Annotated in this window: 11 protein-coding genes and 5 pseudogenes; 7 read left to right on the top strand and 9 right to left on the bottom strand. The window is 68.2% G+C overall.

The window, feature by feature from the left end:
* Positions 1–21 precede the first annotated feature (21 nt).
* The 3 genes from OG870_RS04820 to OG870_RS04810 all read right to left on the bottom strand — a co-directional run bounded on the left by OG870_RS04820 (position 22) and on the right by OG870_RS04810 (position 1,437).
* On the bottom strand, positions 22–402 hold the full coding sequence (locus tag OG870_RS04820) for a tetratricopeptide repeat protein (RefSeq protein WP_266592654.1): 381 nt from the start codon (positions 400–402) through the stop codon (positions 22–24).
* Between the two features lie 112 nt (positions 403–514).
* Positions 515–958, bottom strand: a complete 444-nt coding sequence (locus OG870_RS04815; RefSeq protein ID WP_266531026.1) for a MarR family winged helix-turn-helix transcriptional regulator — start codon at positions 956–958, stop codon at positions 515–517.
* Positions 955–1,437, bottom strand: a complete 483-nt coding sequence (locus tag OG870_RS04810) for a MarR family winged helix-turn-helix transcriptional regulator (RefSeq protein WP_266592293.1) — start codon at positions 1,435–1,437, stop codon at positions 955–957. The genes OG870_RS04815 and OG870_RS04810 overlap by 4 nt, the downstream gene beginning before the upstream one ends.
* A 120-nt stretch (positions 1,438–1,557) precedes the next feature.
* On the opposite strand from OG870_RS04810, the gene OG870_RS04805 reads away from it, so the two are divergent.
* Positions 1,558–2,523 carry a pirin family protein gene (locus tag OG870_RS04805; RefSeq protein WP_266592319.1) on the top strand — a complete coding sequence of 322 codons (966 nt, stop codon included), beginning with the start codon at positions 1,558–1,560 and terminating at the stop codon, positions 2,521–2,523.
* 995 nt (positions 2,524–3,518) lie between these two features.
* On the opposite strand, the gene OG870_RS04800 is transcribed toward OG870_RS04805, so the two are convergent.
* The 3 genes and pseudogenes from OG870_RS04800 to OG870_RS04790 all read right to left on the bottom strand — a co-directional run bounded on the left by OG870_RS04800 (position 3,519) and on the right by OG870_RS04790 (position 5,918).
* Positions 3,519–3,737, bottom strand: coding sequence for a hypothetical protein (locus OG870_RS04800; RefSeq protein ID WP_266592668.1), 219 nt, complete (start codon positions 3,735–3,737; stop codon positions 3,519–3,521).
* A gap of 52 nt (positions 3,738–3,789) precedes the next feature.
* Positions 3,790–4,788 (bottom strand): annotated as a pseudogene (locus tag OG870_RS04795) (type ISP restriction/modification enzyme); the annotation flags it as partial.
* Between the two features lie 467 nt (positions 4,789–5,255).
* Entirely contained in the window at positions 5,256–5,918 is a 663-nt protein-coding gene (locus OG870_RS04790) for a hypothetical protein (RefSeq protein ID WP_266592321.1), read from the bottom strand.
* Positions 5,919–6,470: 552 nt separating this feature from the next.
* Here OG870_RS04790 and OG870_RS04785 point away from each other — a divergent pair.
* The 3 genes and pseudogenes from OG870_RS04785 to OG870_RS04775 all read left to right on the top strand — a co-directional run.
* Positions 6,471–6,686, top strand: coding sequence for a DUF6243 family protein (locus OG870_RS04785; RefSeq protein WP_179879016.1), 216 nt, complete (start codon positions 6,471–6,473; stop codon positions 6,684–6,686).
* A 506-nt stretch (positions 6,687–7,192) separates the two neighbouring features.
* Positions 7,193–8,114 (top strand): annotated as a pseudogene (locus OG870_RS04780) (amino acid transporter); the annotation flags it as partial.
* 4 nt (positions 8,115–8,118) lie between these two features.
* Positions 8,119–8,646 (top strand): annotated as a pseudogene (locus OG870_RS04775) (transposase); the annotation flags it as partial.
* A gap of 4 nt (positions 8,647–8,650) precedes the next feature.
* On the opposite strand, the gene OG870_RS04770 reads toward OG870_RS04775, so the two are convergent.
* On the bottom strand, positions 8,651–9,367 hold the full coding sequence (locus OG870_RS04770) for an SDR family oxidoreductase (protein WP_266592323.1): 717 nt from the start codon (positions 9,365–9,367) through the stop codon (positions 8,651–8,653).
* A 71-nt stretch (positions 9,368–9,438) separates the two neighbouring features.
* Between OG870_RS04770 and OG870_RS04765 the strand changes: the two genes are divergently transcribed.
* Positions 9,439–10,254 (top strand): helix-turn-helix transcriptional regulator, encoded by an 816-nt coding sequence (locus OG870_RS04765; protein WP_266592325.1) that lies wholly within the window; start codon positions 9,439–9,441, stop codon positions 10,252–10,254.
* A gap of 96 nt (positions 10,255–10,350) precedes the next feature.
* On the opposite strand, the pseudogene OG870_RS04760 reads toward OG870_RS04765, so the two are convergent.
* Positions 10,351–10,928 (bottom strand): annotated as a pseudogene (locus OG870_RS04760) (IS3 family transposase); the annotation flags it as partial.
* Between the two features lie 158 nt (positions 10,929–11,086).
* On the opposite strand from OG870_RS04760, the gene OG870_RS04755 reads away from it, so the two are divergent.
* On the top strand, positions 11,087–11,671 hold the full coding sequence (locus OG870_RS04755; protein WP_266592327.1) for a DinB family protein: 585 nt from the start codon (positions 11,087–11,089) through the stop codon (positions 11,669–11,671).
* Between the two features lie 43 nt (positions 11,672–11,714).
* A pseudogene (locus OG870_RS04750) lies at positions 11,715–12,543 on the top strand (IS5 family transposase).
* Positions 12,544–12,631: 88 nt separating this feature from the next.
* On the opposite strand, the gene OG870_RS04745 reads toward OG870_RS04750, so the two are convergent.
* Positions 12,632–13,228 (bottom strand): isochorismatase family protein, encoded by a 597-nt coding sequence (locus OG870_RS04745; protein ID WP_266592329.1) that lies wholly within the window; start codon positions 13,226–13,228, stop codon positions 12,632–12,634.
* Positions 13,229–13,279 lie beyond the last annotated feature (51 nt).

The raw sequence follows: 13,279 nt of genomic DNA, 5'->3' as shown, positions 1-13,279 counted from the left end.
GTCCTCAGACCGAAACGCCGCTCAGACCGAAACGATCCTCAGACCAAAACGATCCTCAGAACTGCTCGAAGTCGCCGCGAGGGCCGAGGCGATGCGCAGGTGCGACTCCGCCTCCTCCTGCCGCCCCTGCCGCTCAAGCGTGCGGCCGAGCATCAGCCGGGCGTAGTGCTCCACCGGGTCGCGCTCGACGATGACACGCAACTCGCCCTCCGCGCGCCGCAGTTGGGCCGAGTGGTAGTAGGCCCGCGCCAGCAGCAGCCGCAGTCCGGTCTGCTCCGGCACCTCCTCGACCAGCCCGCCCAGCACACGCGCCGCGGCGGTGTAGTCCTTGGCGTCGAAGAATATCCGCGCACGCTCCCAGCGCTCGGCCGCTGTTCCGTGGTCGTAGTACGTCGTCTCCACCGTCTTCTCCACCCTCGACTCGACCGTCGCCTCCACTGTGACCTCCTTCGGAGTACTGCAACCGCGAGGGATGGTTGAACATTCCACTACATGATTTCGCTGCGGGGAGTCCTCAGGCCTGCAGTGCTGCCAGCTCAGCGTTGGCCCGCTCGGTCACCAGGGCCAGCACGTGACCGGCAGCCGCCAGCTCCTCGTCCGGGATGCCGGCGTAGATCCGGGCGGAGATCTTCCCGGTCTCGGCGACCACCTCGGCGTAGAGCTCCCGTCCGGCGTCCGTGCAGTGGAGCCGGGACCCGTCGACCGCCGCCAGTCCCTTGGCGATCAGTTCCTCGACGACGCCGTGTACGTCGGCCGCGTCGACCTTGAGGGCGTCTGCGACCTGCCCGACGAGGTCCTCGCGCTCGACCGGCCCTTCCGCGATGGCCAGAGGCCTGAGGGTGATCTGCTGCTGGAAGGCGAGGCCGCGGCGGGCCACGACGTGCTCCAGGACGGCGCGGCCCGCGTAGTGGGCCAGGGCGATGACGCGGCCGTCGACGGTCGGTGTGGTGGTGGTCATGACTGCTCCGTCTCGTTGTCACTGAATGGATCAAGTGGTGCGTCGAGCAGCGTCGCCAGGTCGCGGTTGAACTCCCGCGCACGTGGGCTGTCGAGGCCGCCGAGCGGCTCCAGCAGTTGCTGCAGCAGTCCCTGTACGACCTTGATGGCGCGCCCGGTGACCTCGCGGCCCTGCTCGGTGAGTGCCAGCTGCACGGCGCGCGGGTCCCGGGGGTCCCGGGTGCGCTCCAGGAGGCCGGCCGCCTCCAGGGTGCGGGCCAGTTTGGACACGTAGAGCGGTTCGAGCCCGGTGTGGTCGGCGAGGCGGCGTTGGCTGGGACGCTCTCCGCTGCGCTGCATGCCGTAGAGCGAGGCCACCAGCGAGTACTGCGCATGTGTGAGGCCCAGCGGCGCCACCGCACGGTCGACGGCCACACGCCACTTCATGGACAGGCGCCACACGAGGAAACCGGGCGTCGCCTTCTCGGAGCCTTGACTCATAGCGAATACAGTACATGGCTACTATATCCATGGCTACTATTTTGGATGCCGGGCGTGCCGGGCGAGACCGCCCGTGTGACGGACTGACGGGACGCCCCCGGCGGGGCTAGGTTTGGCGCCATGAGCAATCTTGATCGCGCGGCGGTTCCCGCTCTGTGCGGCGGCCGCGGCTTCGTGGTGGCAGAACCCGTGCGTGAACTCCTCAGCCCTCGACGCGTCCAGCTCGGCGAGTCGACCGAAGTCCGCCGCCTGCTGCCCAACCTGGGCCGCCGCATGGTCGGCGCCTGGTGCTTCGTCGATCACTACGGTCCCGACGACATCGCCGACGAGCCCGGTATGCAGGTGCCGCCGCACCCCCACATGGGCCTGCAGACGGTCAGCTGGCTGCACGAGGGCGAGGTGCTGCACCGCGACTCGACCGGCAGCCTGCAGACCATCCGCCCCCGCGAACTGGGGCTCATGACCTCCGGCCGGGCGATCAGTCACTCCGAGGAGAGCCCGAGGCCGCACGCCCGGCTGCTGCACGGCGCGCAGCTGTGGGTCGCGCTCCCCGACGCGCACCGCCACACCGACCCCCGCTTCGAACACCACGCGGAACTCCCGGTCGTCACCGCGCCCGGACTCAAGGGCACGCTGATCCTCGGCGACCTCGACGGCGCGACCTCACCCGGAACGACGTACACCCCGATCGTCGGCGCCGACCTGGCCCTCGCCCGCGGCGCGGACGTACGCCTGCCGCTGCAGCCGGACTTCGAGTACGCCGTGCTGTCCATGTCCGGCGAGGCCCACGTCGACGGCGTGCCGCTGCTGCCGGGCTCGATGCTCTACCTCGGCTGCGGCCGCACCGAACTCCCGCTGCGCGTGGAGTCGGACGCCGGACTGATGCTCCTGGGCGGCGAGCCCTTCGACGAGGAACTCATCATGTTCTGGAACTGGATCGGCCGCACCCAGGAAGAGGTCGTGCAGGCCCGTGAGGACTGGATGACGGGGTCGCGATTCGGTGAGGTGAAGGGGTACGACGGGGCGCCGCTGCCAGCTCCCGAACTGCCGCCGCTGACGTTGAAGCCGCGAGGGAGGGTGCGCTGACCTGGGCGAATGCCCGAGCGTGGACTGCGCTTAGGAGCGGGAGGCGGTCGAGCGATGCCTCCCGCAGGCGCCCGCTCATCGGAAGGCGGTTCAACCGGTTGCCGTCTCGGGCCGGTGCGACTGGCGACTCCACGGTGTGGCAGTCTACGGGCGACTGTGGCAGAGCTTTTGCTGACCTTTGCTGACTTTGGTGACGCGTCGTCAGGTCTAATCGCGGAGTTCTTTCTGCCACCGTGTCGCCTGAGCCGGGCGCCGTCGGTTCGGTGACGGTTGGGCGAATGCTGCCTCGGCGCATGGTCGAGTTGAGCGTCGGTGTGGGCTGAAAAGTTTTCGTGTTGTCGCCTTGTGGAGATTCGACAAACCCTGCTGCCATCGCCGTTTGCCGACACCGCTGGTTCTTCGGGCCGACATGGGGGGCGCTGCGCCAGATCCTTACAGCAGGTTCTTGGTCTGCTGGTGGTACACAGGCAGCGCTTCGCTGACCAGCGCAAACAGCGCCCGTCTCGGCTTTGACAGGATTACTGGCCCGGGAATGGTCCGGATCTTGACCGATGCGGTTCCTCGGACTGGATGGCCGCCCGGTGCCACTCAGCGGGCGGAGCCGAAAAAAAGGGGTGCCGCCTACCGCGTCCGCTCGCACTCTGGTGTGACATAGCCATCGGCCGATACCGCCCTGTACGCCGAATCCCGCACGCTGCTGGCGTAGAGCGATAACCCGCTTGCCGTGGCCGCGTGCGGTGGCGGCCATCCGTCGTGAGCTATGACGGTCCCACATGGCACATGTCGTAGAAACCGTCCACGGGCGTTCAGTTGATCCAGGGTGAGCGCGTAAGTCCAGGTCAGAGCCCGGTGATGTGAGTGCGTCCGCAGGGTTGGTGACCCGCCCGTGATCGCTCGTGACAGGTGAGGACCCCCGTCGGATCGCTCCGGCGGGGCGTCGTCGTGCAAATATTCCGTTGATGTTGCGGGCGTCAGGCACTCAGGCCGGGCGGGTGTCAGTCCGAGAAGTCGAGGCTCTCCTGACCAGGGCCGGGGGCGCGTCGAGACTTCCGCGGCGGTTTCGGTTCCTTGGTTGCGTAGGCAGGTACGGGCAGGATGCCCTCGCCCCGTAGGTCGTCGGTGCTGATGAGCGGGCCGCTGCTCACGGCGTCCAGCAGCCGGGCCTGTCGGGGTTCGAGGGCTACGAGGAGCCCGAGCGGCGTTGATGAGGTCAATCAGGTCAACGGTCCACCGGGCAGGCCAGGTCGGGGGCAGGATGTCGTTCAACGGGGTCTGTCGTTCCACGTCTGGCTTGCGCTTGCGGAAGCTGAACCACTTGCGGATCACCTGCACCCCGCCGATCCGATAGTCCCAGACTTCCGGCGTCACCGGACGTATGCAGCCCGTGCCCACCGTTAGGGTTCGCGTGGACGCGTCGTAGGAGATGTCCTCAGGTAACCCGTCGTCCTCTCCGATCACGACGACGCATTCCGGTTGTTCCTCCGGGGGAAGCCTCGGGGACGAGCCAGGTGAACTGTCGTGGTGGGAGGCGAAGCGCTGGCCGTACGTGTGGATCCACACCGTGCGCCTGCCCACTTCCACGAGCTCCGCCCATAAAGCCGGGTCGCGTGTTATAGGGATACGGGCACCGCGCTCGGCGAGGTTCGCGGCGAACCGGCGGGTGTAGCCGCTGTGGCCGGCTGTTCCCGCGATGTACGCGAAGAGGTCCTCGGCGGTGACCGTCACGCCGTGCGTCTTGGTGAGCAGCCGCAGCAGGCCAGGGGTGACGTTGGGTTCAGCCTGGTGGGGGTGGCGCTAAAGAGGGGCGACGCGGCCGCCTTCGGTGCCTTTGAAGTGATGAATGTCGGGCAGAAGGGCGGTGAAACTCACCGCTGGCCCCGGACGGCCTGATTCCGTGTGGAGTTCGGACAGGTAGATCTGACGCTGGTCGTTGTGGGCGAACCACAAGGCCGGCCGCGGTCGGTCGATCACTCTTCGGTCCGCGATGATGTACTGCCGGTCGAACGTCATCCGTCCGTACTTGACGATGACCGGAACCCTCTCTTTCTCTGCGGCAAGAATGCCCGTCTCCTGCTGGCCGGGCAGTGGTGGTTCCAGCTTGTCCGGACGGCGGTCTCCGGTGCTCTTCATCAGCTCCGCTTTGGCGTCTGCCGGAGCCTGGACGAGCCTGTGCCAGCGCCTCTCCAGAACGTCCCGGCTGGGTGAGACGGGCCAGTTGCGGTTGTTCTTGTTGCCGGAGCTCGTCCAGGGCAGCAGGGCGTCCACCGGTGGCATTGCCGACCACTCGGAGTCGGACGTGACGTGAAAGGGCGCGGTCCACTGTGTGGGGCAGAGCTGCCAGGAGGCCCCTCCGCGATGGCCGTCGAGGCCAAGCCCTTCCAGCCAGTCGAACTTCTCCTCGCGTGTGCCCGCGGGGACGTCGAGTCGCCAGACCCGCGCCGGTGTACCCGCGTCCGGGGCGCCATGGCGGACGAAGACGGCGACGCAGATCTCCCGCTTGACATCCTGGAAGACACGGGTGCGCGTGTGCGTTCGGATGGGATGTAGTCGAAGCGGGGGATCCTGATCCAGGAGTTCTTCTTGGCGTCGGCGAGTTCCTTCTCGGTGGCGACGTGCTCGGTCCGGTCTTGTTCCTGGAGGACGAGGAACCCCTACCAAGAGCTCGTAGCACGGGTGTTCTCGTCGCCTGTCGGCTTTTTGAGGGCTTGTTGCTCGCCTGTCTCAGGGCGCGGCTAGGTGGCGAGGTCCCAAACCGTCGCTGTGAGCCTCATGGTGTGCCCACCCGGTGCGGCCGACACGACACGCACGAACGCAATACGCCCCTCGGTGGTCTGAACACAGAACTGCGCATCCTGAGGCGGGTCCTGCAGCATGGGGTCGCCGTTGCTTCGCAACGCCTCCGCGCACTGCGCCTCGGTTGGATCAGCATCACTTCCCGAAATCGGCGCGATGATCGCCGCGAGTCGGGGGCCGCCATGGAAGTTGGTGGAACCAGCCCTCCCGCTTCCATCAGTGACGGCCGACAAGTCGGCGCCCTTGAGGTCATCCGCAACAAGCGGCTTGCGCGTGTCGAAGTCGATGTCAACCCCGTAGGCGCTGGTCCGGAACTGGATGTCGTGTGGACCGAACATGGCGCGGGACGCCGTGTTCTCCGGGCTGGCCGGATCCGCTGATGCGGCTGGCTTGGCTTGATCATGCGTGGCAGACGGTGCCCCCGCGACGGCGGGTGGCTTCGAGTCGTCAGCAGAGCTGTGCCGGTTGTTGACGAACACCGTGGCTGCGATGCCAACGACGGGCACGACGATGCCTACGACCCACCAGGCCCAGCGCGGCTGCCCCGGCGCAGACGTGCCCGAACCCGCTGCCGACGGATTGCTACCGCTGCTGTTCGTCACAACTTCCCCACCACTTCACTGGCATCCCGGCCGTTCACACTATGACTGACTCCGTAGCCCGGTGATCAGTTCCCAGCTGTGTCACGGAGTCGAAGGTCGCACTCGGGTGGGCTGACCGCGCACAGCGCCGCGAACGACGCCTCGCTGCGCAGACGTTCCGCAGCGAGGCTGGCCGCAACGGCGGGCGCAAGTGAGATGATCTCTCATGTCGTCAGTGTGCTCGCGACCACCGACAACGCCCGCGGCGGCCCAGTAACGCCCATCTGGACCTGCCCCGGGCGGGCGGCGACCACCGGCGGGTGCTGGCGGTGCTGAGATTCCCGGAAGGAAACGGCTGACCCCGGGCGCTCGCCGTGGGCCCGGCCGACGCCGGGGCGGCGAAAAGGTTGGTGTGCGGGGCTGACGGAAGCGGGTAACGTCTTTGTCATGTTCTTCCAGGCGCCGATTTACGAGTGAGAGCGTGATGGGCCCCTGCTGACGTCCTTCGACGTCCCCCGCCCGTCCTCCACCGATGAATCCGTAGATCACTTCACATCATTACCGGGAGAACCCGTGACCGTGAGCAAGAACATCAACAACCCCGTGGGCATGGGCGGCGGCCAGCGCAAGAAGCTGTCCCGCGCCGAACGGCAGAACAACGGTCCGCACCGCAACCTCGACCGCCAGGGTGCAGCCGACCAGAAGGCGGAGCTGGTGCGCAAGATGCGCGAGAAGGCAGGCGCAGCCGAGGGCGCCGGGCAGACGAGCGACGACACCGCACAGAGCTGACGCACCGCCGTCGCAGGGCGACACCGCGTGGGGCAGGGCCCGGACCGCGACGCGCGGTCCGGGCCCTGCTGTCGTACCTGCCGTTCGATGACGCTCAGGACCGTATCCCGGCTGACCGTCCGGTTGAACCTCTCCCCGTCCGGGCCGTCGAAGATCGGGGGGTCGAACCGCCCGGCTTCGAAGAGCGCACATCCCCAGAGTAGTTGGGCGGTGCCGACGTAGTCGGGCAGCGGACAGCCGAACACCTCGGTGTCCCAGCCCGGGACCACGCAGCGGGGTTGCCAGCGTTCGGGGAACGGGGTGTGCAGGTACAGCGCCGCGGTACGGGCCAGGCTGTTGAACTCCGGGGCCTGCCAATCCGCACCAGTGACGTTGAGGAGCCCGCTCCATGATTCTTCCGATCACCGACGAACCGGTCCACCGCCTCGTGGAGCAGGCGGAGGCCGATCGCATCGACAGGCCAAGGAACAGCGCTGCCGCCTGCCGCAGATCCGAAGTGCGATCCGGTCTCGACCATCGCCATCCTCTGGTTCGCCGGCGCCTCCGCCATGGCCGGCCTGCTCAACCGGATGGCCCCGCTATCTGCGCCGCTACGGCATGGCCCCGCACTGGGCCCGCGCCGTGCACCCGATGGTCATCGTCTTCACCCTGATCGGCTTCCTGGTCACCTGGATCTTCGACGCCGACGTCGACGCCCAGGGCGGCGCCTACGCCACCGGCGTCCTGGTGCTGATGTCCTCGGCGGCCATTGCGGTGACCATCGCCGCCCGCCGCGCGCAGCAGCGGAACTGGACCATCGGCTTCGGAGCCGTCTCGGCGGTCCTGCTCTACGTCACCGCGGCCAACGTCGTCGAGCGCCCGGACGGCGTGAAGATCGGCGCCTGCTTCATCGCCGGCATCATCCTGGTCTCGCTGGCATCCCGGCTGGCCCGCGCCTTCGAGCTGCGCGTGACCAGCGTGACGCTGGACGACATGGCGGAACGATTCATCCGGGACATGGCCAGCCGCAAGATCCGCTTCATCGCCAACGAGCCGGACCAGCGGGACAAGGCCGAGTACCGCGACAAGATCGAGCAGATCCGCAACGACAACGACCTGCCCGAGCAGGAGGACTTCGTCTTCGTCGAGGTCACGGTCACCGACCCCTCCGAGTTCGAAGCGGGCCTGACCGTGCGCGGCGAGGTCCTGCACAACCGCTACCGGGTGCTCACCCTGGAGTCCTCCTCCATCCCGAACGCCCTGGCCGCCCTGCTCCTCCACGTCCGCGACACCACCCGGTGCACCCCGCACATCTACTTCGAGTGGACCGAGGGCAACCCCTTCGCCAACTTCCTGCGCTTCTTCCTCTTCGGCCAGGGCGAGGTCGCCCCCGTCACCCGAGAGGTCCTGCGCGAGGCAGAACCGAACCGGGCCAAGCGCCCGCGCGTCTCAGATCGCCGTGGACGGATCCATCATCAAGGCGCCCGGAGGCGGCGAGGTGGCCGGTCGCTCACCGGTCGACCGCGGCAAACAGGGCCTGAAACGCTCGGGCATGACGGACGGGTACGGCATTCCACTGGGTCGTGTCCTGGCCGGTGCCAACCGCCACGACTCCCCGTTGCTCGCCCCGACCCTGGATCGTCTGAACGACCTGGGGCCGTTACCCGACGACATCACCGTGCACCTGGACGCCGGCTACGACTCGGACAGGACCCGCACCGAACTCGGCGCGCGCAGCCTGCACGGCCGCATCGCGCACAAGGGTGAGAAGGCGCCGATCCAGGCGAGCCGGCGCTGGCATGTCGAGCGCACCCACGCCTGGCAGAACGCCTTCCACCGGCTCGCCCGCTGCTACGAACGCCGCGCCACCGTCATCGACGCCTTCTTCGACCTTGCCGACACGATCATCACCGTCCGCAGTCTGATCCGCCGGGCATGGACCACACACCGCTGGGGCACTCGCCCTCGACGCCACCCATGACTGATCACCAGGGCACGGGGGTTCCGTCCCAGGAGAAGAAGCCACCGGTGGGGCCGTCGTCCGGCAGCAGGGCCAGGCGGAGGGCACCTTGGGCGGCCTCGGCCGGGTCGCCGCCGGCAGCGGCGGCCCGGGGGTTGAGATCAGTGGCCCGCAAGCCGGGGGCGAGCGCGTTGACCTTGAAGCCGTCCTGGGCCAGCGTCTGGGCGTAGAGGACGGTGAGGGCGTTGAGGGCGGCCTTGGACGACCGGTAGGCGGCGCCGCCGCCGCTTCCCGGGGTGAACTGGGGGTTGGGATTCGTGCTCCAGGTCAGCGACGCGGTGCCACTGGAGATGTTGACGATGCGCGGGCGCGGGGACCGGCGCAGGGCGGGCAGGAAGGCATTGGTCACCGCCACTACCCCGAACACATTGGTCTCGTATGTGCGCCGGTACTCCTCGACGCCGGTGTGGGTCGGCGGGGCGAGTGACGGCGAGATGCCGGCGTTGTTGACCAGCACGTCCAAGCGGTCCATCTGAGCCGCGGCCTGTGCGATGCCGTCGGGATCTGTCACGTCGAGGACCAGCAGGCGGGCCCCGGCGCCGATCTCCTCGACGGCCCGCTGCCCGCGCCCGGGGTCGCGGGAGCCCACGTATACGGTGAGGCCCTCGGCGGCGAGCAGCCGGGCAATATGCTTGCCGATGCCCTTGTTGGCACCGGTGACCAGAGCTGTGCGTTCGTTCATGGCAACCACGCTTCCCTGGTCGCAGGCGCCCTGCCAGGGACAGTCTGTACCAGGCAGTGGGAGGAGGCGGTATGGCACGGCAGGAGCTGGCCCACTACCTGCGGGACCGCCGGGCGGCCCTGCGTCCGCACGAGATCGGCCTGACGGAGACGGGCACCGCCCGCCGCACACCGGGCCTGCGCCGCGAAGAGGTGGCGGAGCTCGCCCACATGTCGGTCGACTACTACACGCGGCTGGAGCAGGCCCGGGGACCGCGGCCGTCGGCCCGGATCCTGGACGCATTGGCCCGCGCGCTGCGGCTCACGCCGGCCGAGCGCAGCCACCTGTTCCGCCTGGCGGGTTCGAGCGCGCCGCCCGGCACCAGCGCCGTGCGGCGGGTGCGCCCGCACGTGGCCCGGATGCTGGACCGGCTGCCGGAGACCGGTGCCATCGTCACTGACGCGGCGTACCACGTCGTCGCCTGGAACCCCCTGGCCCGGGCACTGCTCGGCGCCGACCTCGGAGGCGGGACGACGAACCTGGCCCGACGCCGCTTCCTGGGCCAGGGGCGGACGTACGAGAGCTCCAGCGCCGAGGAATTCGGGCACATCGTGGTGGCGCGACTGCGCCGGGCCGCGGACCGCTACCCGCATGACCCGCACCTGGCCGCGCTGCTGGCCGAACTGCACGCCGGCAGTGAGGAGTTCCGGCAGATCTGGGAGACGCGTCCGGTCCACGCTCCCGGGCATCGCACCAAGACCCTGAACCATCCGGAGGCCGGTGCGCTGCGGTTGAACTGCGACGTCCTGCTCGTGCCCGAGGATGACCAGGAGGTTGTCCTGATGACGGCCGACCCAGGATCACCTGCCGTGCGGGCCCTGCGCAGGCTGGCCACGCAGGCGACCTGAAACGAAGGATGCGCACAGGTCTCGCCAACGGTCACAGAGCGTCGCAACTCAATATTCACTCGGGCCTGTGCCCACCTCGATGCCGAGGCTTTCCACGCCGCCTATCTGCGCGCGCTCTAGGTCCGACACCGTTGCCAGATACAGGAATTGGCCGTCGCCGACCGGCAGGTAGGTGATGTCTCCCCCGTACTTGGCGTTCGGCTCACTCGCGGTGAAGTCCCGCTGGAGGAGGTCGGGCACCGGTGTGGCCGAGGGCTCGGGGACGGTGGTGCGGACCTTCTTGCGCAGGTGCACGCCCTCGATGCCGATCCTGCGCATCACGCGCGCGACGCGCTTGTGGTTGACGCAGGCCCCGGCACCCTTGAGCTCGGCGCTGATGCGCGGAACGCCGCAGGTGCCGTCGGACTCCTTGCGGATCTCCCGTATCCGCCTCGCCAGGCGGGCATCGTCCCGCGCCCGCTCCATGCGTGCCCCAGCGGCCTTCAGCCACCGGTAGAACCCGGACCGGGAAACCTCCAGGACCCGGCACAGCCGCTTGACGCCGAAGGCGCCTCGATGATCCTCGACGAACTGGAAACGGCTCACCAGTTGGTCTCGCGGGCGAAATACTTCGCGGCCCTCCGCAGGATCTCCCGCTCGGTCTCCAGCTCCCGGATCCGGGCCCTGAGCTCCTTGAAGTTGTCTACCTAAGAGGCTGTCTCACGTGGCAAGTTCCGCGAGCTTCTTCAGTAGCTCGGGGCGGTGGCCTTGGCCGGGCGTCAGCACTGCCGGTCGTTGCGGTTCACGTACGGGATCTTGAGGCCACGAGTAGCCCATGGCAGGCTCATGCCGCATGATCGATGAATTCGCGAAGGGCACCCTGCACGGGCGACTGCGGCGGGACCGCAAGGCGCTGCTCTGGAAGCTCGACGGCCTGTCCGAATACGACGCTCGCCGACCTTTGACAGTGACTGGGACCAACCTCCTCGGCCTGGTCAAACACGTGGCCAGCGTCGAGGCCAGGTACTTGGGCGAGGTCTTCGACCGGCCGTCCCCAGAACCGCTGCCCCGGTGGCAGGACCACGACGGCAGCGATCTATGGGCGGCTGAGGACGAGGCGCGCGATCAGATCATCGAGTCCTACCGGCGCACGTGGGAACACTCAGACGCGACGATCGACGAGCTTGCCCTCGATGCCCCGGGCCACGTGCCGTGGTGGCCGGAGCCTTATTCCAACACGAACCTGTTCGCCATCCTGGTCCACGTCCTCGGCGAGACCAACCGGCATGCCGGGCACGCCGACATCCTGCGCGAAGGCGTGGACGGCCGAACCGGGATGCGCCCCGAACACGAGATGCAGATCGATGAGGACGCCCGCACCGCCTACTGCGCGAAGATCGAGCAGGCCGCCAGATCGGCCGCATCAGTCGAGGCATAGAAGGCTGTCCCCGTGACTTGATGCTTGATGTTCGAGCGGCATGATGCCGGCCGTGAGTGCTGATCTGTCGAAGCGTCTGGTTCCTGATGAGCTCTGGAGGCTGGTCGCCCCGTTACTGCCGTCGTTCGCGGCTCGGGACCGCAAGGTGGAGGGACCGCTCCGCGCGACCAGCGGGCCGTGTTCACCGCAGTGGTGTACGTGCTGACCAGCGGCTGTGCCTGGCGGCATCTGCCGCCGACGTTCGGCACGTCCTCCGCCACCGCGCATCGCCGCTTCACGGTATGGACCGAGGTCGGCCTGTGGCGTCGGCTGCATCGGGCGGTGCTGGACGAACTCGGGGTCCGGGGCGAAGTGGACTGGACCTCGGCGATCGTCGACGCGGCCTCCGTTCGCGCCAAAAGGGGGGATCGCTGACAGGGCCGAACCCGGTCGATCGCGGCAAGAAGGGCAGCAAGCTGCACGTGCTGTCCGATGCTCAGGGCATCCCGCTCGCCGTCGCCGTGTCAGGTGCGAACATGCACGACAGTCTCGCCCTCAAGCCGCTCATCCTCGGCATCCCCGCAGTCCGGTCCCGCCGGGGACCACGGCGACGCCGGCCGGTCAAACTCCGCGCGGACAAGGCGTACTTCTACGCCGAACACCTCAGCTGGCTGCGCGAGCGTGGGCTCGTCGCGCGCATCGCGCGGCCGGGCATCGAGTCCGGCGAACGCCTCGGTCGGCACCGCTGGAAGATCGAGCGGTCGATCGCTTGGCTCTTCGGCTACCGCCGCCTGACCATCCGATACGAACGAAAGGGCTCGCACTTCCTCGCCTTCCTCGGCCTGGCCGCTGCCCTGACCTGCTACAAGAAGCTCGCGAAACTTGCCACGTGAGACGCCCTCGTAGTCCTGGCCCGGGAGGACTGGACGCGGCGAGGATGTCGACAGACCCGTTCCCCAGCTCAAGACCGTGGTCAGCAGCTTATGCGGGGACACGTCCGGAGACGGTGACGCCGGCCTGGCGGAAGTCTTCAAGGGTGGCTGCCGTGGTGTCCTGGGCGACACCGACGGTGTAGTCCAGGCGTACGCGTGCCCGGAAGCCGGCCTTCACCGCGTCCAGCGCGGTCGCGCGTACGCAGTGGTCGGTGGCGATACCTACCACGTCGACGTCCTCCACTCCGCGCTCACGCAGCCAGTCGGCCAGAGAGGTGCCCTGTTCGTCGGCGCCTTCGAAGCCGCTCTTGGAGGCGCTGTGCGCGCCTTTGAAGAAGACGGCGTCGACCTTGCCGCTGGTGACGGCGGGGGCGAAGTTAGGGTGGAACTCGCCGCCTTCGCCTCCGGCTACGCAGTGGACGGGGAAGCTGTCCTTGAAGTCCGGGTGTTCGGAGAAGTGGCTGCCCGGATCGATGTGATGATCGCGGGTAGCCACGACGTACTCATAGTTACGCTCCGCACTGCGCTCCACCAGGTCCGCGATGGTCGAGGCGATCCGCGCACCTCCCGCGACGGGCACGCTGCCTCCCTCACAGAAGTCTTTCTGCACATCCACGATGATCAAGCCTCGGCTCGTCACGAACACCTCCAGATCGGTGCCACAGGAAAGAACCCTTCGGGAATCCTTCCGATGCTG

This window comes from Streptomyces sp. NBC_00461 (genome assembly GCF_036013935.1).
Lineage (GTDB): Bacteria > Actinomycetota > Actinomycetes > Streptomycetales > Streptomycetaceae > Streptomyces.
Note: the sequence above shows the minus strand (reverse complement) of the source record. Positions and strands in the feature narration are given on the sequence as shown.